This is a genomic window from Actinomyces gerencseriae DSM 6844 (assembly GCF_000429265.1).
Classification (GTDB): domain Bacteria; phylum Actinomycetota; class Actinomycetes; order Actinomycetales; family Actinomycetaceae; genus Actinomyces; species Actinomyces gerencseriae.
In genome coordinates, this window is the sequence record NZ_AUBN01000012.1 from 17,673 (window position 1) to 38,227 (window position 20,555).

General features: G+C 71.7%; 14 protein-coding genes, 1 tRNA gene and 1 pseudogene. 5 read left to right on the forward strand and 11 right to left on the reverse strand.

The features are described 5' to 3' along the window. Positions 1-55 precede the first annotated feature (55 nt). Complete coding sequence (locus G448_RS0105970; protein WP_026407259.1) at positions 56-733, forward strand: uracil-DNA glycosylase; 678 nt, start codon at positions 56-58, stop codon at positions 731-733. A gap of 29 nt (positions 734-762) precedes the next feature. Here the strand turns inward: G448_RS0105970 and G448_RS0105975 are convergent, their stop codons facing one another. Then, on the reverse strand, positions 763-1,533 hold the full coding sequence (locus G448_RS0105975; protein WP_026407260.1) for a Rossmann-like domain-containing protein: 771 nt from the start codon (positions 1,531-1,533) through the stop codon (positions 763-765). A gap of 1,137 nt (positions 1,534-2,670) precedes the next feature. Here G448_RS0105975 and G448_RS17415 point away from each other — a divergent pair. Further along, entirely contained in the window at positions 2,671-3,297 is a 627-nt protein-coding gene (locus G448_RS17415; protein ID WP_084436387.1) for an IS110 family transposase, read from the forward strand. Between the two features lie 103 nt (positions 3,298-3,400). Here G448_RS17415 and G448_RS0105985 read toward each other — a convergent pair. The 3 genes from G448_RS0105985 to G448_RS0105995 all read right to left on the reverse strand — a co-directional run bounded on the left by G448_RS0105985 (position 3,401) and on the right by G448_RS0105995 (position 6,816). Beyond that, positions 3,401-3,476: transfer RNA gene (locus G448_RS0105985), tRNA-Thr, on the reverse strand. 139 nt (positions 3,477-3,615) lie between these two features. Further along, positions 3,616-4,440 carry a DsbA family protein gene (locus G448_RS0105990; protein WP_026407261.1) on the reverse strand — a complete coding sequence of 275 codons (825 nt, stop codon included), beginning with the start codon at positions 4,438-4,440 and terminating at the stop codon, positions 3,616-3,618. 213 nt (positions 4,441-4,653) lie between these two features. Beyond that, positions 4,654-6,816: a serine/threonine-protein kinase gene (locus G448_RS0105995; RefSeq protein ID WP_026407262.1), complete on the reverse strand. Its 2,163-nt coding sequence runs from the start codon at positions 6,814-6,816 to the stop codon at positions 4,654-4,656. Positions 6,817-7,044: 228 nt separating this feature from the next. On the opposite strand from G448_RS0105995, the gene G448_RS0106000 reads away from it, so the two are divergent. Both G448_RS0106000 and G448_RS0106005 read left to right on the forward strand, forming a co-directional pair. Next, positions 7,045-8,172, forward strand: a complete 1,128-nt coding sequence (locus tag G448_RS0106000; RefSeq protein ID WP_026407263.1) for an ABC transporter ATP-binding protein — start codon at positions 7,045-7,047, stop codon at positions 8,170-8,172. A gap of 371 nt (positions 8,173-8,543) precedes the next feature. Beyond that, a complete protein-coding gene (locus G448_RS0106005) occupies positions 8,544-9,923 on the forward strand; it encodes a DUF4032 domain-containing protein (RefSeq protein WP_026407264.1) in 1,380 nt (459 codons plus the stop codon). A gap of 87 nt (positions 9,924-10,010) precedes the next feature. Here G448_RS0106005 and G448_RS0106010 read toward each other — a convergent pair whose 3' ends face one another. The 4 genes from G448_RS0106010 to ispF form a co-directional block, all read right to left on the reverse strand. Continuing rightward, positions 10,011-11,252 carry a hypothetical protein gene (locus G448_RS0106010; RefSeq protein WP_026407265.1) on the reverse strand — a complete coding sequence of 414 codons (1,242 nt, stop codon included), beginning with the start codon at positions 11,250-11,252 and terminating at the stop codon, positions 10,011-10,013. Positions 11,253-11,417: 165 nt separating this feature from the next. Continuing rightward, positions 11,418-12,458 carry a 23S rRNA (guanosine(2251)-2'-O)-methyltransferase RlmB gene (gene rlmB, locus G448_RS0106015; protein ID WP_026407266.1) on the reverse strand — a complete coding sequence of 347 codons (1,041 nt, stop codon included), beginning with the start codon at positions 12,456-12,458 and terminating at the stop codon, positions 11,418-11,420. Between the two features lie 21 nt (positions 12,459-12,479). After that, positions 12,480-14,027: a cysteine--tRNA ligase gene (gene cysS, locus G448_RS0106020; protein WP_026407267.1), complete on the reverse strand. Its 1,548-nt coding sequence runs from the start codon at positions 14,025-14,027 to the stop codon at positions 12,480-12,482. An 847-nt stretch (positions 14,028-14,874) separates the two neighbouring features. After that, entirely contained in the window at positions 14,875-15,405 is a 531-nt protein-coding gene (gene ispF, locus G448_RS0106025; RefSeq protein WP_026407268.1) for a 2-C-methyl-D-erythritol 2,4-cyclodiphosphate synthase, read from the reverse strand. 746 nt (positions 15,406-16,151) lie between these two features. Between ispF and G448_RS15305 the strand changes: the two genes are divergently transcribed. Continuing rightward, positions 16,152-17,621 carry a methyltransferase domain-containing protein gene (locus tag G448_RS15305; RefSeq protein ID WP_211227970.1) on the forward strand — a complete coding sequence of 490 codons (1,470 nt, stop codon included), beginning with the start codon at positions 16,152-16,154 and terminating at the stop codon, positions 17,619-17,621. Here the strand turns inward: G448_RS15305 and G448_RS0106040 are convergent. The 3 genes and pseudogenes from G448_RS0106040 to G448_RS0106050 form a co-directional block, all read right to left on the reverse strand. Continuing rightward, positions 17,555-18,898, reverse strand: coding sequence for a PAS domain-containing protein (locus tag G448_RS0106040; protein ID WP_026407322.1), 1,344 nt, complete (start codon positions 18,896-18,898; stop codon positions 17,555-17,557). The genes G448_RS15305 and G448_RS0106040 overlap by 67 nt on opposite strands. Before the next feature lie 171 nt (positions 18,899-19,069). After that, positions 19,070-19,738 (reverse strand): annotated as a pseudogene (locus G448_RS15310) (HAD family hydrolase); the annotation flags it as partial. Continuing rightward, positions 19,735-20,544 (reverse strand): HAD-IIB family hydrolase, encoded by an 810-nt coding sequence (locus G448_RS0106050; RefSeq protein ID WP_026407270.1) that lies wholly within the window; start codon positions 20,542-20,544, stop codon positions 19,735-19,737. The gene G448_RS0106050 and the pseudogene G448_RS15310, both read right to left, overlap by 4 nt. Between the last annotated feature and the right edge of the window lie 11 nt (positions 20,545-20,555).

A 20,555-nucleotide genomic window follows, 5' to 3' on the forward strand; every position in this document is an offset into this window, starting at 1 on the left:
GAACGCAAAAGACCTCGAGGGGCCCGGACGCACGGGCTGCGGATAGGGTTGCAGGATGAGCAGTCCCAGGCCATTGTCCGAGATCGTCCATCCCTCATGGGTCGAGCCCCTGGCGCCCGTCGAGCAGACCATCCACGAGATCGGCGCCCGCCTGCGCCAGGAGGTCTCGGCCGGACACGGGTACCTGCCGGCCGGCACCGATGTGCTGCGCGCCTTCACCTACCCGATGCAGGAGGTCAAGGTCCTCGTCGTGGGGCAGGACCCCTACCCCACTCCCGGGCACCCGATGGGGCTGAGCTTCTCGGTGCAGCCCGGGGTCAAGCCCCCACGCAGCCTGGAGAACATCTTCGCCGAGCTGGTCGACGACCTGGGCGTGGATCGGCCGACGTCGGGGGACCTCACACCGTGGTCCCGCCAGGGGGTCATGCTTCTCAATCGGGTCCTGACGGTGCGCCCCGGCGCACCCGCCTCCCATCGCGGCTGGGGCTGGGAGGCGGTGACCCAGCGGGCGATCGAGGCGCTGGTCGAGCGCCCGGAGCCCCTCGTCGCGATCCTGTGGGGCCGGCCGGCGCAGTCGCTGACCCCGATGCTCGGCACCACGCCGATCATCGCCTCGCCGCACCCCTCGCCGTTGAGCGCCTCGCGCGGCTTCTTCGGGTCCAGACCCTTCAGCCGGGCCAATGACGAGCTGTCCCGAATGGGCGCGGAGCCCGTGGACTGGCGCCTGCCCTGAGGTCGACGCGCTCGCGCCCGGGAGGGGCGTCATGCCGCGCTGTGCTGATGCATGCGGGTGCCCGGGCCGATCCGACCGGTGGGGGACAGGGACTCGATGACGTCGGCCCTCCCGACCTCCGGGTCGGGAACGTACCCGGTGACGGTGTCCACTCCCAGGTCGAGCAGGAGCGGGTGCATGGGCGTGGAGGGGCCCACGAGCACAGTGTGCGCCCCGCCGCCGATCGCCAGGTCGAGGAGTCGGGGAGTCGTCTTGTTGACGAAGCTCGACGAGGAGATGAAGACGTAGTCGGCATCGGGCAGCAGGTACTCGCAGGCGGTGTCCGGGTAGTCGCCCGGCTCGGGGAAGCGCTCGAGGATCTGGAGGTCGGCGGCCTTCCACAGCACGCCGCGCGCGAAGGGGAAGTGCCCGATGATCGCGACGACCTTGCCCTCCACAGAATCGGCGTAGGGATCGAAGACCTCGCGCCAGGTCAGTCCCGCACCGGTGGGCACGAATCCGTTCCGGGCGGCGACCTCGGCCAGGGAGTACCACGAGTTGATCGCCGCCAGCCCGACGCTCGCCTCGGCGAGGTTCCAGCTCCTCACCAGGGCCGCGACATCACGAATGGCGCGGCCCTCGTCCGGGAGGTCGGCGGAGAGCGCCGGGCGGCTCGCGACTCGCATCGACCAGGCCGAACCTATGCCATTGGCGGAATTGACGACCCGGGTCCACCGGGTGCCGCGATCAGAGACGGTGACGGTCACATCCTCCGGCAGGTCGTCGATGAGGGCGTCGTAGATGTCCCAGCGACTGGTCACGGGCGAACTCCTTGCAGCAGATGATCCTGATATCTATAAGGTGCACCTTACCCTCCATCCCTCTGCCCCGGACACCACCGACGACGCGGGCGGGTGGCGCTCCAGGACGTCGGTCACCTCCCTCCGCCTCGGGCGCGAGGAGCCGACGCCGGTGCCCCTGGCACGGGGGATGGCCCGCCGCCCTCCGCCCCGGGAGCGAGGAGCCGACCTTGGCAGGTGCTGCGGGGAGGCCGGCCTCGACCCCTCCTGCCCTGGGCACGACCGACGACGCGATCACGAGCACGGGGCGACGCGGTGGAGCCGCCCATAGGGCTGGAGCTGTCGGTGGGCTGGAACCGCTGGACTCGCGGCGGGAGGCCACGGCGGGCCGGGCCGTCCAACGCCGGATCGTCGCGAAAGCCCCGCGTGGTCGTACCCGGGGACGCGCGGTCGTACCCGAAGGCGCGCGGTCGTACCCGGGAGCGCGCGGTCGTACCCGGGAGCGCGCGGTCGCACCCGGGGACGCGCGGTCGCACCCGGGAGCGCGCGGTCGCACCCGGGAGCGCGCGGTCGCACCCGGGGACGCGCGGTCGCACCCGGGGACGCGCGGTCGCACCCGGGGACGCGCGGTCGCACCTTAGAGGGGTTCTAAGGTACGACCACGGGGAGTTGCGTACGACCGGGAGCGCCGGGGGTACGACCGCGCCGGATTACGTACGACCGCGCGGCTTTACGTACGACCGCGCAGGGCCGATGGCGCACGGCGACGAAGCGGCGTGCCCGTTACCTTGTTGGTGGTTCCCGGTGGTAGGTGCCGGGGGCCGGGCCGACTGCCATGGGCACGGAAGTCTTGCCCCTGTCCGTAGATGATCCGGGAGGCGAAAGTCACCCGTGGCAGCCGGTCGCTGGTGACAGGACGAGTGAGGTTCGGGCCAGCGCCACGCTGAGAGGCGAAAGTCACCCGTGGCAGCCGGTCGCTGGTGACCGCTGATAAGGGGAACGACCCGCTACAAAACGGCAGAGGTCTTTCACGCGGGTGCGGGGCTGGCAGCGGCGCGCGGACGTGAAGCCGCTCGAGAGGTCTTTCGCAGACGCGGGTGCGGGACCGCTCCGTCCGCCGGCTGGCCCTCACCCACTTGAGCGAGAGGCGGCACAAGGATGGATATCGAGGGCATCGACGTCTTCATCGCTCCGGCGTCGGCAAGGAGCGAGCACCGGGCCACGGCCCCGACCCGGGCCGGTAGGAAGGCCCTCGACAAGGCCCTGCCCGACGACGAGGCGCGTCCGCGCGCCCTTTACGACAAGCCGGCCGATACGACAAGCCGGCCGACCACGGGAGCCCGCTGGTGGTGGTCGATCAGCCCGCCATCACCAGGGGCACTGGCTCTGGCGGTGGCCCAGGACATGGGCATCACCATGGGCTACCCGCCCGAACTGTCGATGCGCCGCACCGCCGACCCGGCACCGGACAGCGCCAAGACCGATGCGAAGGACGCAGCCGTCATCGCCGGCGCCGCCCGCACCATGCCCCCCACCCTGCGCGCCATCAGCACCTCGGAGGAGGACACCGCGGCGCTGAGCATGCTCTCACTGGTTTCGACCCGGACCCGGCCCGCCAGGTCAACCAGAGCGAGGGCCGCATCCGGGGCCAGTCGTCAAGCCCTCCCCACGACCCGCAACGAGGCGCTGCGGCGGGTGAGCGAGGGCCGCATCCGGGCGTCAAGCCCTCCCCACGACCCGCAACCAACGACGGAACTATCCGCAGCCGCTCGACACACCGCATAGGCCCCCGGAGACGCATACCATCCCACGCGCCATTCTCAATGCGCCCGGAGAACCGACCAGCACCGGGGGACTCGCACGACTGGTCGCGATTCCGCCGTCTTCCTGGAGCCGCGTATCGGACTCGAACCGATGACCTGCTGTTTACAAGACAGCTGCTCTACCAACTGAGCTAACACGGCATGCACGCCCGAGCCTACAGGGTCGACCGGCTGGCCGACGAGCTCGGACGGCCCTCACCCGATCCCGGACCGTCCTGAGCGCGCACCGGCCCGAAGGCCCGAAACCGGCCGGGCCCGATCGCCGACGCGGCTCGGCGCGCTACCCGATGAGCTTCGTCAGCCCGTCGGCCGTGTTCGTCTGATTGAGGTCGAGCGTCTCGCCCCTGAGCATCACGGTCGGGGTCCCCGTCAGGCCACGGCTCTGGAAGGTTTCGTTCCCGAGCGAGACCCACGGGTCGTACACCCTGCCGACGATCGTGTCCTTGAGCCGCGCGGTCACGTCCTCGCTCACCCCCGCCTTCTCGGCGATGGAGACGACGGTCTCGACCGTCAGCCGCGAGGCGTCACCGCTCTGGGCGATCGAGAGGTACTCTGCGAAAGCCTCATTGTGGAAGGCCAGCGCTCGATCCGGAGCCTCGTCGATGACCAGGCCCAGGGCGTTCATCACCAGATCCGTCCAGTCCTGCCTGAGGATCTTGCAGGGGTGCAGAACGAGAGTGATCTTGCCGCCGTCGAGAAGCGTGGATATCTCGTCGGCGTGAAGACTGTCGAATTCCGCGCAGTGGGGGCAGGCGTAGTCGAAGAAGACATCGAGCACAGCGGCATCATCATTGATGGTGTCGATGGTCGAATCCCTGCCGTAGGTCCAGGCGCCGTCGGACAGCACGAGGCCGGGGACTCCCTCACGGTTCGCCTTGCCCTGGGCGATCGTGCCGTTGGACTGCCGCTTCCCCCGCATACGGCTGGCGATCACGAGCCCGGCGCCGCCCCCGACGACGACCACCGCACCCGCCCCGAGCAGAGCGCGACGCGTGACCTTCGCACGGCGTTCGCGCCGCTCCTGCTCCTCGCGGAGCGCCTGCGCCTTGGCACGGGCGGCCTCGCGACGCTCGGCCTTGGTCGGACGGGGGGTGTTCGAGGCCACGGAGAACTCCTCAGATCGGCACAGGACCGCCATGCTCGGAGAGGCTCAACAGCCCACCGACAACGGGTCCTCAGACATGACACGGTCATTCTGCCTGGCGACCCGACGATAAGCACCGTGCGATCGCTGCGGCCTGCCTCACGCCCTCGGCCGAGACGATGGAGATGAGGGGGTGGAGGATGCCGCCAGCGGGTGGGGGAACGGCGGGAGAGCCTACAAACCGTAGACGGGGAGGGCTCCCATCGTGTGGAGGATGAACAGACCGAGGGCGAGCGCGAGCAGGAAGGCCGTACCGAAGACGAGCCCGGACCCGTCGCCCAGGGCGGCCCCGATCATTCGCGCGGCGCCGCGCCGCGTCGGCGTTCCCCACGGGACGAACCAGGCGACGAGCAGCAGCACCACCGCCATGGCGTACAGGAGCAGCCCCAGGCGGTGGTAGTCCGACCAGCTCGTCAGGACAGTCACGTCCTGCGAGTCCGTCCCGGTCAACGGCCTGCCCGCCAGGAAGACGATGGCGGTCACCAGAAGGGCCGGGATGGCCGTGAACACGTTGGCCACGAGCGAACGCAGCAGGTACCAGGGCATCCCGGCCCACATGCGCGCGGTGTCCCCCGCGGAGGCGTGGCCGGCCTCCAGCCGGCGCCATCGTCGAGCGTCATCGGCGCGCCCCACGGTTCCCGCCACGAGCAGGGCGATGGCGAAGACGATCGCCACCCAGACGGGAATGCACGCGGACAGCGCCACCAGGAGTGCGAACAGGGAGAAGACCACGATCGGGTGGCGACGCGGCTCGCTCGCCCACTGCGGCAACGATGCGCTCGGCGCCGCGGAGACGGCGGGCTGGACGCCGGTGGGCCGGGCGGGCTGCGACGCCTGCGGCGCGGGAGTCGGCGCCAGCGCCGGTGACGGAGACGGCGCGGCCTTCGTCGCCGGGAGGGCGGGACTGTGCATCCGAGGGGTGGGGCGCGCCGGGCCGGACGGCGTCGGTGCGGATTGAGCCGGACCGGACTGGGGCGGGCCGAACCGGACCTGCTGCGGACCCGTACCGGAGCCCGGCGCGTAGGCGGCCGGCGCACCGGCCATCCGCATCCCGGCCTGCGGCGTCGCCGGGCCCGGACGACCGTCATTCGGCGGGAAGCGGGGCGGCGCGCCAACGGCACCGGCAGCGCCCGACGTCGGTGGCACCGACGGCACCGAGGGAGCTGACGGCATTGACGACGACGCCGATCCCGGGGCGCCGCTCGCGGAGGCGCCGAGGTATCCGTATGCGCCGGGCCTCCCCGTACCGACGGGGGCCGGGCCGCCCCCGTACCCGCCGGAGGGGATGCCGGGCCTCGGGCCCGTTCCCGCGGAGGAGGCACTGGGCCCGCTGCCGTACCCGGAGGGCTGCTGCACGGCCATGACTCCGTAGCCGGGCGCATAGGTGCCGGTGGCCGTGTCGGCCTCGGAGGGCTCGTCCTCCCCGAGGATCTCCTCGATCACCTCCTCCCCCGTTCCGCCATCGGCGATATCGTCGAGGACCCGCAGCAGGTCGTCGATGCCGAGCCGGTCGGCGGCCTCCGGAGCGAGCGCGGCCGTAAAGGCGCGTCCGAGCGCGGGGCAGTCGTCCTCAAGCGTGCCGAGCTCCGGAGTGCCGGCGTAGACGCGCCGGAAGACCGCCTGCCAGGGCCCTGAGCCGAAGGGCGCGCGACCGGTGACCGCGAAGAGGAGCACACCGGCGCAGGCGTACCAGTCGACACCGGGGCTGGGCTCGTCGCCGTCGAGCATCTCCGGCGGGATGAAACCGGGGGTGCCGGTCACCTGACCGGTCTGGGTCAGGCGGACGTCGTCGGCGACCTGGGCGATGCCGAAGTCGATGAGGACCGGGCCCTGCGCCCCGAGCATCACGTTGGACGGTTTGAGGTCTCGATGGATCACGCCCGCGGCGTGGACGGCGGACAGCGAGTCGACCAGCCCGTGGGCCAGATCGGAGAGGTCGCGCGCGTCGGTGGACAGGTCGTAGGCGCCCTCGTGATCGACCTCGTGCTGAAGAGTGGGCCCGTCGACGAGCTCGGTGATGACGAAGGTGACGCCGCTGCCGTCGGCGCCGTCGCCGGTCTCGATGTCGAGGATGCGGGCGACGCGGGAGTCCTTGACGCGCGCCAGGACCGAGGCCTCGCGATCCAGCCGACGCCGCGCCATGGGGTCCGCGGCGATCTGGGGGTGGAGGATCTTCATGGCGACGTGGTTGCCCTCGCCGTCGGCGACCTCCCAGACCACGCCCATGCCGCCGGCTCCCAGCCGCCGGAGCAGTCGATAGCCTCCGACGTCCGTGCCGGCACGGAGTCCCGCCAAGGAGATCGGGGTGCCTGCCCCCGCATCCGGGTTCTGCGTCATGACGACACAGTACCGGTACCCTCCATCCCAGCACGGCATGTGAGGGGCTTCACCGCCCCGGAAGCGACTCCGATCGCCGCAAACCTACCTGATCGGCTTGATCATGTGACAGCATGAGTTCCGCCCCTGGTCGCCCGACCGGGCGCATGTGTCAGTGCGGACACGCATCGGCACCTTTCACTACGGATCGTCCGGCACGTACCTGCCGGTGAAGGGATACCCAAGCTCATGGCAACAGTGACTTTCGATCACGCCACCCGCATCTACCCGGGCAATGACCGCCCGAGCGTGGATGCCCTCGATCTTGAGATCGCCGACGGCGAGTTCCTCGTCCTCGTCGGCCCCTCCGGCTGCGGCAAATCGACCTCCTTGCGCATGCTCGCCGGCCTTGAGGACGTCAATTCCGGCCGCATTCTCATCGGAGACAAGGACGTCACCGATGTCCAGCCCAAGGACCGCGACATCGCCATGGTCTTCCAGAACTACGCCCTCTACCCGCACATGAGCGTGCACGACAATATGGGCTTCGCTCTCAAGATCGCAGGCACTCCCAAGGCCGAGATCGACAAGCGAGTCAAGGAGGCCGCCAAGATCCTCGGCCTGACCGAGTACCTGGACCGCAAGCCGAAGGCCCTCTCCGGCGGGCAGCGCCAGCGCGTCGCCATGGGGCGCGCGATCGTGCGCAAGCCCAAGGTCTTCCTCATGGACGAGCCGCTGTCGAACCTCGACGCCAAGCTGCGCGTCCAGACCCGCACGCAGATCGCCTCCCTCCAGCGCTCGCTGGGCGTCACGACGGTCTACGTCACCCACGACCAGACCGAGGCCCTGACCATGGGCGACCGCATCGCGGTCCTCAAGGACGGCATCCTCCAGCAGGTCGGCACCCCGCGCGAGATGTACGACAAGCCCGCCAACGACTTCGTCGCCGGCTTCATCGGTTCGCCCGCCATGAACCTGGGCCGCTTCGCGGTCGAGGGCGACGTCGCCACCCTCGGCGCCGCCAAGATCCAGCTGTCCAGCGCCACCGTCGACGCCATCAAGCCCGAGGACGGCGGCAAGGTCACCATCGGGTTCCGCCCCGAGTCCCTCGAGGTCGTCTCCGCCGAGGACGAGCACTCCATCCCGGTGCGCCTGTCCTTCGTGGAGGAGCTGGGGAGCGACGCCTACATCTACGGCGAGCTCGTCGGCGCCGAGGACTCGGAGGAGAAGCTGGGCTCCGGCGAGGACTCCAGCCAGATCATCGTCCGCGTCCCCCCGCGCACCGCGCCCGAGCCCGGCGAGACGGTCTACGTGCGCATCAAGCCCGGCGAGGAGCACATCTTCTCGGCCTCGACGGGCGAGCGCCTGCCCGTCTGAGAATCGGTTGCCCGGGCATCCGAGTATCCGGTAGGGGCCCGGTCCGGCGGAGAGCCTGACCACTCGACCGTACGATGTCCGGCCGAGGGCCCGACCGCCCGGCGTTCGGATCGCCCGAGGCCCCGCGGGCCGCCCCGGTGCGCACCGGGGCGGCCCGCGCTCGTCGGCCCACGCGGATGAACCTGCGTCGTCCGAGTCGCCCGAACCGCGCGGGCGCCCCCGCCGCTCGCGTGCGGGAACCCGCGCTCGTCGGCCCGCCTCTCCTCTCGGTTCGGTCCCCTCGCTCGCATGCGAGGCCCCGCCGGTCCCCGCTCCACCGCCGCTCCGGCGGTCACCGCGCCGTCGAGGCCGTTTCCTGAGAGAATCGCCCCATGCCCCAGTCCATGCAGATCACCGCGGCCACGATCGACCCCGCGCTACTCGACCTGCCCTGGGAGATCCCGCTGGAGACGTGGCCGCCCGAGGTCCTCGCGGCCCTGCCCCGCGGCCTGTCCCGGCACATCGTTCGCTTCGTCAACCTCTCCGAGCGAGTCATCGCCGTCAAGGAGATCGGCGAGTCGGTCGCCTACCGCGAGTACGAGTTGCTCCGCAACCTCGTGCGCCTGGGAGCGCCCTGCGTCACGCCCACCGCCGTCATCACGGAGCGGGCGGACCTGTCCGGGAGCGCCCTGAACTCCGTCCTCGTCACCGAGCACCTGTCCTACTCCCTGCCCTACCGCGCCCTGTTCAGCCAGTACATGCGCCCCGAGACGGCGACGCGCCTGATCGACGCCCTGGCCGTCCTGCTCGTGCGCCTGCATCTGCTCGGCTTCTACTGGGGGGACGTCTCGCTGTCCAACACGCTCTTCCGACGCGACGCGGGCGCTTTCGCCGCCTACCTGGTCGACGCCGAGACCGGAGAGCTCCACACGGAGGGCCTGACGGAGGGCAAGCGCCTGTACGACATCGACATCGCCCGTACGAACATCATCGGCGAGCTCATGGACCTCCAGGCCGGCGCACTGCTGGAGCCCAGTGTCGACACCATCGAGGTCGGGGATCGCATTGTGACGCGATACACCGACTTGTGGGAGGTGCTCACGGGCAAGGAGACCTTCGACATGGGCGAGCGGTGGCGCGTGCGCCAGCGCATCGAGCGCCTCAACAAACTGGGGTTCGACGTCGGCGAGCTCATGATGAAGACGCAGGCCGACGGCTCGGGCACACGCATGGTCATCCAGCCCAAGGTCGTCGATGCCGGCCACTACCACCGCCAGGTCATGCGCCTCACCGGATTGGACGTCCAGGAGCGGCAGGGGCAGCGCATGCTCAACGACCTGGAGGCCTACCGAGCCTACACCGGCCGCCAGGACGAGCCCATCGAGCAGGTGGCCCACGCCTGGCTCACGAACGTCTTCGAGCCGACGATCGCGGCCGTGCCGATGGAGCTGCGCCGCAAGCTCGAGCCGGCGGAGATCTTCCACGAGGTGCTCGAGCACCGCTGGTACATGTCCGAGGCCCAGCAGCGCGACGTCACCACCGAGGAGGTACTCGCCGACTACATCGACAACGTCCTGCCCCAGCACTGGGACGAGGAGTCCTATCTCTCGCTCGGCGACACCCAGGAGATGGCCGCGATCTTCGACGGGGAGGAGGACGAGCCCGTCGTCAACGACGACGAGGAGTTCGCCGCCCGCGACGAGGAGATGGCCATGGCCTACGAGCTCAATCCCATGGGCTTCACCGCCGGCATGAAGTTCAAGGGGGAGTGAGCGAAGGCCGCCCGCGGAGCCGCGGCCGCCCGTCACGAACGCCCGGTTCCCGCCGCTCGGCGGCCGCGGACGCCCTGCGAGCCCGCCTCAGGCGCCGAGCTCCTCGGCGACCAGCGCCATCTCCTCGTCGGCGCGGCGTCGCAACTCGCGGTGGCGCGTCCAGGAGGCCAGCGAGGTCTCGGCGATCGCGTCCGCCATGAGCACGATGCCCACGCCCAGCAGGCCGCCGGGCAGACGGCCGTTCCTGTGGTGACGGCGCACCGCGACGCCCACCAGCGCCCCGCCCAGTCCCGCCTCGAGGATCGCCGCGCCGCGCACGGCCCAGGGCATGTCGGTGACAGTGCGGACGTAGGACTGCCAGAAGGCGGAGCCCGGGGTGGAGGGGTCCCGCAGAAGCATGCCGACGCTGCGCCCCACCGCGTTGGACAGGCCGCGGGGCTCGTGAACGACGGCGCCGGGCACCTCCGCGGGCGCGAGACGCCGGGCCAGGACGGACTCCACCCAGTCGGGCAGGCCCAGGGCGCGAGTCAGGGAGATCATGCCGTCCAGGCCCGGCGTCTCGAAGGCGGCCGCAGCGGCCTCGACGTCGGCGCCCGGCACGGTCGAGGCGATGACGGAGGCGTCGGTCGAGTCGCTGAGGAGCTCATCGACCAGCGCTCGCAGCGCCGGACCCGGTTCATCGACCCCGCCCCACACGTAGCGCGAGGTCATGCTCCAGGAGAAGACGGCGTCGTCCTCGCTCTCCCCGGTGGGAATGGCACGAGCGGTGACGTCGCGCTCGTCGACAGTCAGAACGAGGACGGGCAGGGACTCCTCGTCCCAGCCGAAGGTCCCCAGCCCCGCGCCGTCGCCGGTGTACATGACGATCCGGCGGTCCAGGCCGGGCAGGGAGGCCACGACGAGCGGGCGCTCCAGCAGCGTGGCCTGCAGGGGCACCGTGTAGGCGCTCAGCGGGGAGACCACGAGCGTGCAGGTGGTCGCCCCGGGGCCGCCCGGGACCTCGGGAAGGACGACGTCGTCCGGCAGCGCGTTGAAGGCGGCGGGGCCGATGGTCACGTCCGCCCCGAACTCGCGGGCCAGGGACTCGGCGAGTTCGCTGACGCCGAGTCCGGCGACGACTCCCCCGCGCGCGGGCGGGGTGACGGCGACACGGCCGTCCGCGTCGGCCATGAGCGTCATCGACAGCAGATGGGGGCTGGAGGGGTACCACTCGAGACGGGCGACGACCCGATCCGCGGAGAGGCGGCCGGCGACCGCCTCCGGCTGGGTGCCCGGAGCGATGAGCACGCCTTCGGTGCGGTTCCAGCGCTGTGCGGTGTCCTGAGCCATGGCGGCCTCCTAGCCGGCTGGGGCCGGCCGCGCCGCGGTCGGCCCGGTGATGGGAGTACGGGTCCGACGCCCATTGTGTCAGCAACGGGCACGCTGGTCAGCCCTGGGCGCTCGACCGGCGTCGAGCCGGTGCGCCCCGGTGGCCCTGACGCTCTGATCACGGCCTCACGCCTCTGCGGCGGCCCGCCCCGACGCCCGCTGCGCCTCCTCGGACATGGCCCGGGCGGCGCGGCGCAGGCGGCCGATCTCGTAGAGGCCGACGCCGGTGGCCACCGCGGCGTTGAGCGACTCGACGGCGCGGGAGATCGGAATGGAGGCGATGACGTCGCAGGTCTCGCGCACGAGGCGGGTCAGGCCCGCGCCCTCGGCCCCGGTGACCACGACGAGCGGGGCGTCGGCGAGCGTGAGGTCCTCGAGCACCGTGTCCCCGCCGCTATCGAGTCCGACGACGAAGCAGCCCCTCTTCTTCAGGGTCGTCAGGGTGCGCACGAGATTCGTCTCGCGGGCCACCGGAACCCGGGCCGCCGCCCCGGCCGAGACCTTCCACACGGTGACGTTGACCCCGGCCGACCGCCGCTCGGGAATGAGGACGCCGTCGGCCCCGAAGGCCCCTGCGCTGCGCAGGACCGCCCCGAGATTGTGCGGGTCGGTGACGTGGTCCAGCGCGACCAGCAGCGGCGTGCGGCCGGTGCCGCGGGCGCGGTCCAGCAGGTCGAGGGCATCGGCGTACTCGTAGGCGGGCACCTCGATGGCCACGCCCTGGTGGGCGGCGTCGGTGAGGGCCTCCAGATCGAGCTTGGTGACCTCCACCACTGGAGCGCCCAGGAGGGTCGCACGCCGGACGACGGCGCCGAGGCGCTCGTCGGCGCCGGAGGAGGCCGCGGAGGCGATCATGAACACCCGCGTGATCGGGACGCCCGCGCGGGCGGCCTCGGCGACCGCGTTGCGACCGCACACGATCTCATGGTCCGCGGGCACGCCGATGCGGGCCCTGGCCTGCTCCAACCGCTTGGCATGCGTGGGCTGGGCGGCGCGAGCCTCGGCGCGCGCCTTCGCCCGCGCCCTGGGGTGGCCGACGCGGTCCTCCGCCTTGGGCGTGGGGCCGCGCCCCTCCAGCCCCCGACGGCGCTTGCCGCCGGAGCCCCTGGTGGGGCCCTTCTTGGAGGTACGGCGCCTGGCTCCGGGGTACTGCTCGTTTCCGGGCATGGGTGGTCCTTTCAGCTGCGCTCAGGCGAGGTGCCAGCGGGCGCCGGCGGGAGAGTCCTCGACGACGACGCCGGCCGCGGTCAGCTCGTCGCGCAGGGCGTCGGCACGGGGCCAGTCCCTGGCGGCGCGGGCCTCGGCCCGCTGGTCGAGCAGGGCGGCGACGAGGTGGTCGAGCGCGTCCATGGCGGAGTCGCTCCCGACGCCCGAGCCGCCGAGGACCCGGGAGCGCCAGGGCTCGGCGAGGGGGTCCAGGCCCAGGACGTCGAGCTGGGAGCGCAGGTCCAGCGCGGCATCGGCGACGGCGCCGCGCTCCGGGGAGGGAGCAGCGAGCGCGGTGTTGAGCCGCTTCAGGGTGGCGTGGACGACAGCCATGGCCCCGGCCAGGCCCAGGTCATCATCCATGGCGGCCGCGTACTCGGCCGGCAGGGCCCGGGCGCGGACCTCCTCGGCGGAGGCGTCCACCGCGACGGCTGCGGCGTCGGAGGCGCCGGAGGCATCAGCACGACCGGGATCATCGACCACCTCCCGGGCGCGCAGGACGGCGCCGCTCAGGCGCTCCCACAGGGCGGCGGCCTCGGCGAGGGTCTCGTCGGAGAACTCCACGGTGGAGCGGTGGTGGATGGTGCCCAGGGCCAGGCGCAGGACGGCGGGGTCGTACGTCTTGAGCAGCTCGGCCACGGTCAGGGAGTTGCCCAGCGACTTGCTCATCTTCTCGCCCTTGATGGTGACCCAGGCGTTGTGGACCCAGTGGCGGGCGAAGCCCCAGCCCGCGCCGTGGGACTGGGCCTGCTCGTTCTCGTGGTGGGGGAAGCGCAGGTCGATGCCGCCTCCGTGGATGTCGAACGCCTCCCCCAGGTACCGCCGGGACATGGCAGAGCACTCCAGGTGCCAGCCGGGCCGGCCCCGGCCCCAGGGGGCGTCCCAGGCGGCGTCGTCCGGCTCGGCGGGCTTGGCGGTCTTCCACAGGGCGAAGTCGCGCGGATCGCGCTTGTCGGCCTCGACGTCGTCGTCCAGCTGGGACTCGTCCTCGGTGGTGGCCAGGTCCTCGACGCGCTGGTTGGTCAGCGAGCCGTAGTCGGGCAGGGAGCGCACGTCGTAGTAGACGTTGCCGCGCTCCCCGACGTAGGCGTGCCCGGAGTCCAGCAGGCGGCCGACCAGATCGATCATCTCCGGGATGTGGCCGGTGGCGCGCGGCTCGTACGTGGGCGGAGCCACGCCCAGTGCCCGGTAGGCTGCGTCGAACTCGCGCTCATGGCGCTGGGCCCATGCCCACCAGGGCACGGGGGGCTCGGCGGCGGCGGACTTGGCGAGGATCTTGTCATCGATGTCGGTGACGTTGCGGATGAGGAGGACCCTCTGGCCGCACCGTTCGAGCCAGCGCCGCAGCACGTCGAAGACGATGGCCGAGCGCATGTGCCCGATGTGGGGCGCGCCCTGGACGGTGGCGCCGCACAGGTAGATCGTGACCGTCCCGGGGACGACTGTGGGCGCCAGGGGGACGACGGCGCGGGCGGCGGAGTCGTACAGGCGCAGGTTCAATGCAGGGCGCTCGGCGCGATCGGTACTCACCGGCTCAGCGTATCGGGTCCTCCCGGGCGGGGGCGGCAGCACTCGACGACGAGCATCGGCTTGCCGTTGGACGTCGGGCTCTCCCGGGCGGGGCGCCAGTCCGCGTCCTCATGCTGAGCAACGCGATCTCCAATCGGGTCCTCCCGGGCGGAGGCGCCAAGCGTCGAATCCGGCATCTCGGTGCGAGTCGGACGGCGGACGCTCACCGCATACTCCGTATCCCGTTGCGCGCCCCTCCACGAGACGGGCTTTTCTGCGCGAGTCGGACGGCGTCGTCGTCCGACTCGTCCCACAACGTCAGCCTCGTCGGGCACGTGCGCACGCCCCCGTTCAGATCGTGGACCCCCGTTCAGATCGCAGAGGAAGGCGCCCCGCGCAGGACCGGGCTTCGCGCGGGCCCCGCCGCGCGCGACCCCGCGCGGTCGTACATGAACTCGCGAAGTCGTACATGAAGCCGCGCGGTCGTACATGGGCCCGCGCGGTCGTATGTTAGAGAGGCCTTAAGGTACGACCGCGCGGACAAGGGTACGACCTCATGGGTCCGGGTACGACCGCGCGCAACAAAGTCCGATCGCGTGGACGCGCTCCGAGCCCGGAGCAGAAGGCGCGACGGCCTCCCCGGCACCCATCGGGCGTCCCCTGCTGATCCGGTCGATACGATCGGATCAGCAGCCGCAGCAGCCTCATGGCGCCCGTCGGATGCCCCACGATTCCGGCAGGAGCGGGCTCGGAGCGCCAGGATCGAGTTTCCCGCGGAGGCGGAGCAGGCTGGACGGCGTCGTTCTGGCGCGCGACCCGGACACCGAGTCCCGCGGAGGCGGAGCAGACGCTCGCCACGCGGGTGGGCTCAGAGCGCCGGGACCGAGTAGACCAGGGCGGTGGCGATCGCCAGCAGCCCCTCCTCGCGCCCCAGGAATCCCAGGTGATCGGTGGTGGTGGCGGAGAAGGCGACGTCGGCCCCGACGGCGGCCGACAGGGCGGCGGAGGCCTCGCCGACCCGGCCCGCGACACGGGGACGCGCCCCGACGAGTTGGACGGCGATATTGCCGATCTCGTATCCGGCCGCACGCACCCGCCTCGCCGCCTCGGTCAGGAGCACACCACCGGCCGCTCCCCTCCACCGCGGCTCGGCAGTCCCGAAGTTGGAGCCGAGGTCCCCCAGTCCCGCGGCGGAGAAGAGGGCGTCGCAGCAGGCGTGGGCGACGACGTCGCCATCGGAGTGCCCCTCCAGACCGCGCTCGCCGGGCCAGGTCAGACAGGCCAGGTGCAGGGGCTCGGTCGAGTCCGGGTCGGTGAAGGCGTGAACGTCGGTGCCGATGCCGGTGCGCGGCAGGATAGGCGCCCTCATGGGCGGCGAGTCGAGGACGGGGTCGGTCATGGGGCAAGTGTGCCCGAGAGAGCCGGGGAGTCGAACGCCCCACCGACCGTAGTCGGCGGCGTCCTCGGAGCACGCTTCGAGGATCCGGATGATCGGAGGCCCTCCCACTCACGCACTCCGCCACCGTGACTCACCGCCCCTCTTCCGGCGAGCCCGAGGCCCCGCTCGACCGCCACGCCCTGTGCCGGGCGCCCACGCGCCGGCGGAGCGTCACTGCGCCGGACTCCGACGGGACAGTGCAGCATGTGAGAGCCCATGCAGTGGCGGGCGTCGTCGAATCTGCGCCGGGGCCCGTCCTCCTCATCAGTGCCACCGTCACGACGATCCTGCGGGCCCTGACGCGCTGAACGTGGCGTTACGCAGACGTTTCACATTTCCTAGGTTTCTTTCAGGCGCCTTAGTGGTGTTCGTCCAGGTTCATCCGGTTATATATGAGTCACCGCCGGACGGGAGCGGTCGTGAGGGTTGGGGAACCCGATGACCGGGCGCTTTCCGAGGCGACCGAGGGTCTAAGGGAGCCCGAGGCGCCGCTTCGGCGAAGGAGGAGCGCTCCTCCCGGAATTGGGAACCCGGGAGTCGAGCCCCTCGGTGACGAAGGCCCGTGGGGCCGGGAAACGCGTCCCGGCCCCACGGGTCAGGTCATATCAACTCAGCCCCGCGTCTCTCCCGCGTCCGCTCGTCTCTCCTCCATGGCGGCACCGCGCCCGCGTCACGCCCACTGCCGGGGAGGGCCCACAATTGTCCCCATGCGCGCCGGCACCCATCATCCACCGACGTCGGCCGCCTTCTGCCCACTGCACAGCAGCGGGACCTGCCGGTCCTGCCCGCATCAGGACGTGCCGCTGGATCTCCAGCTCCACCGCAAGCAGCAGCGCGTTGCGGCGCTCCTCGCCTCCGCCGCCCGCCCCGTGCCCGACGGGGCCTGGCTGGCCCCCGTGGCGAGTGCCCCGAACCGATTCCGCAACAAGGCGAAGATGGTCGTCTCGGGCCGGGCGGCCTCCCCGATCCTCGGCGTTCTCGGCCCCGACGGCGGCATCGACCTGCGCGAATGCCCCCTGCACGTGTCCGAGATCGAGGCGGCTCTGCCCGCCCTCGCCCGGACCGTGAGCCGGCTGGGCCTCGGGCCCTACGACGTCCGAGCCCGGCGCGGCGAGCTCAAGCATATCCTCGTCACCGCCTCCCCCGACGGCGACCTCATGGTGCGCTGGGTCCTGCGGTCGCACCGGCACGTCGAGCGCCTGCGCAGCGCCCTGCCGGGGCTGAGAGAGGCGCTGCCGACCCTCGCCGTCATGAGCGTCAACATTCAACCGGTTCACCAGGCGATCATCGAGGGAGAGGAGGAGCTCATCCTCACCGAGGACATCCCCTGGGGAGATCGCCTGCTCATGCGCCTGCGGCTGCCGGAGCCGGACGGAGGCGCCGCCGCCGGGGCCCGGGCCAGCGCCGAGGCCCGGGCCAGCGACACCGCCGGCATCGGGGCCCGGAGCGGCGAGGCCGCGGTGGGCGCGGCCGCCGGATCCGCATCGGGCCGAGGGGCTGCCGGAGTCCTCGTCAGCCCCGGGACCACGCGTTCCCCGGGAATCGAGCTGCCCCTCCTCCTCCCCACCCGTTCCTTCTTCCAGACCAACACAGGTGTGGCCGAGGCTCTCTACGCGACCGCGACGCACTGGGCACGCGACCTGAGCGGCGGCGCCGAGGTGTGGGACCTGTTCTGCGGCGTCGGGGGCTTCGCGCTGGCGCTGGCCGGCCCGGGTCGTCGCGTGCTGGGCGTGGAGGTGTCGGCGCCCGCGATCCGCGGGGCGCGGGAGTCCGCGGAGCTCATGGGACTTCCGTCCGGGGAGGTCCGCTTCGAGGTCGGCGACGCACGAGTCCTGGACCCCGGCGGCAGCGCCGTGCCGGACCTGCTGGTGGTCAATCCACCGCGACGCGGGATCGGGACCGGGCTGGCGAGACGGATCGAGAACTCCAGTGCGGCCCGAGTGCTGTACTCCTCGTGCAATCCGGTGAGTCTGGCAGCCGACCTGGAGGCGATGCCCTCACTGCGGGCCCGTCGGGCCCGGCTGTTCGACATGTTCCCCCACACCGACCACGCCGAGGTCCTGGTCGAGCTGGTTCGCCGCCCGCCCTCCCGCACCGCCTCTTCGCCGACTCAGACGAGCTCGGCCAGGGCCGCCTCGACCAGCACAAGACGGGCCTCGACATCCGCGGCCGCGTAGGGCACGTCGAGGTCGCGCACGGCACCGGCGAGATCGGCCAGGTCCCGGGCCTCCGGGAAGCCGTCGCGAACCAGCGGACGAGCGGCGCGCACGGAGGCCCCGGCAACGGTCCCCGCCTCGGAGGCCGCATCCAGCAGGTCGAGCAGTGGACGCCGGATGGCGGTCAGGGCCCCGGCGACGTCGTCGAGCTCGCCGCCGACCAGTTCGGCACGGGCGTGGTACAGGGACAGGCGCTCGGTGAGACGCTCGGCGCCATCGCGCAGGGCCCCGGCCAGCTCATCGAGGGAGCCGACGGCGTCGTTGGCCTCCAGCTCGTCCTCGCCGTCGATGATCTGCAGGGCGAAGAAGCCCGAGGCCAGATTGTGCAACCGCAGCAGGGCGATGCCGAAGCGCACCGAGTCCACGTCGCCGCGCAGCTCGGCGACCTGACCCGCCAGGGGGTGGAGTTGCTCGACGCATTCCAGGATGAGGGCATCGACCTCCCGGTAACGCTCGGAGACGTCGTTCTCCCGGCCCGATCCGAGACTCCCGACGTCGGCCGCCACCTCGCGCAGGCAGTCGCGCAGCCGCCCCAGGCGGGCGGACAGGGCGTCGATGTCGGCGGAGCGTCTGCCCAGCAGCGCGACCAGGCGGCCGCACTCGTCCAGCAGGGCGACCAGGTCGGCGGTGGCGACCTCGACGCCGTTCATCTCGGCGAGGACGCGGGCGAGCGGGCCGCCGACATCCCGCTCGGGGATGGCGACGCCGGCGGCCACGAGGGCCGCGACCTCGTCGGGAAGAGTCCTGCGAGTGAAGTCGGTCGAATCGCGGTAGCCGAGTGCCCGCAGCTCCTCGACCAGGGCGGCCTGACCAGCGGCGGCCGCCTCACGACGGGAGGAGCCGCCGGCCGCGGAGGCGGCCTCGACCATCCGCACACGGGCGTAGACGGCCTCGATGGTGTCGCGCAGACCGGTTCTCATGGGCAGCGTGCGCACGGACAGGAAGCCGTCGCCCGAGGGGACGATCGTGGCGAAGACGCGGTAGCGGCCGCCATCGGACGAGCGGTTGGTGATGTAGGCGCTGGCGGCGCCGCCGGCGCTGATGTCCTCCCATATCGAGCGGAACAGGCCCGCCGGCATGTCGGGGTGGCGCACGACGTTGTGGGCGCGTCCCACCAGGGCGCCGCGCGGGTATCCGGACAAGCGCATGAAGATCGAATTAGCCCGGCGGATCCTGCCCGAGGCGTCGGTCGTGGAGAAGAAGAGCTCATCCGCGGCATAGGTGCGCTCACCACTCACGACGTCGGCCGCACCGGCAGCGCCAGTCGCGTCAGCAGCGCCGGTGGCACCGACCGCATCAGCCGCACCGGCAGCACCGACCGCACCGGCCGGCCCGGAGTCGGAGGCTGAGGCGTCCGCGGAGGCGCGCCCGGAGCCGGCCGCGGAGAGCCGCACGGAGGGGAGCACTGAGTCGTCCCACAGCAGCAGGTGCGGCGTGATGGAGGCCAGATCCCTCACCACGATCAGGCCCGGATCCCCGGGGAAGTGCTTGGCGCCGCCGCCCACCTGCACGACCAGCAGATCATTGGAGCGCGCCGAGGCCGCCCCCGTGGCGGAGTCCTCGACCACGACGCACTGCTCGGGCCTAAGGCCGAGGAGCTCGACCGCCGCCGCGTAGGGCGCGGGCGCGGGCTTGCCGGACAGGCCGTCGTCGCCGGTGACGAGGGCGACGAACACGTCGCCGAGCGCGCGGGCGACCGATTCGACGATGCGCCGCGGGGACTGCGTGACGATGACCTGCGCCAACCCGACCTCGCTGAGCATCGAGGTGATCCTCCGGGCGCCGGGCAGGATCGGGGGATCGGCGCGGACCGCCGCCTCGACCTCCGCGGTCATCCGGGAGAAGATCTCGGCGGCAGCCGGGTCCTCGGGCGAGGGCGCGGCGCCGGTCGCGGCGATGAGCCCGCGGGTGCGCTCGATGGACGCCCCCGCGATGCCCGCGACATGCTCCTCGGTGACGGTCCCTCCCCGCTCCCGGCAGCAGCGGCGGAAGGCCTCGTCCCATAGCGGCTGGGAGTCCATGAGCGTGCCGTCCATGTCCCACAGGACGGCTTTGACGTAACGACCGGCGGTCATCATTCCTCCTGGGTGTCGCCGGAAGCGCCGAGAACGCGATCGACGAGCTCGGCCACGGATCCCACCGTGCACTCGCACACGGCCGCGACCTCGGCGGGGGACCACGGCAGGGCGACGGCGTGGTCGGCGGCCTCGTGCATGGAGATGTCGTTCCACGAGTCGCCGATGCTCCAGGTCTCGATGCGCTCGCCCCGGCAGGGGCCGTCGTCGGCGACGAGGAGCCCGACCAGGGAGGTCAGACCCGCGCCCTTGGACGACCCGGCCGGCACGACATCGAGGAACTCCTGATTGCGCACCACCTCGATCCTCTCGCCCCAGCGCTCGCTGAGGCGCAGGACGAGTCGCTCACGCACATCGTCGTCGCGCACCCGCATGGGCACTCCGATGAAGCGGTGCCCGGCCATATCCCCGGGCGGCATGGGGACGAACACCTGGAGTATCGGGGAGACCTCGTGGTACGTGTCCGTCACGATGTGATCGGTCTCCAGCGTGGTGGCGAAGACCGTGAGACCGTCGACCCCCTGCAGGTCCATGACGATCTCGTGCGCCAACCCCTCGGGGAGGAAGCGGGAGGACAGCACGCGGTAGCCGCCGTCGACGAGCACAGCGCCGGTGAAGGCGACCGCGTAGTCGAAGACGACGCCGAGCGGCTCGAGGGTGTCGCGGGTGGCGAAGACGGACTTGCCGGTATCCACCACGAGCAGGTTCCCGGCCGCCCTCCACCGCCTCATGGCATCGAGGTCGGCGGGCGAGACCTTCCGGTCGAACAGGATCGTGCCGTCGAGGTCGGTGGCGATGAGCTGACGCATGCGGGTACTCC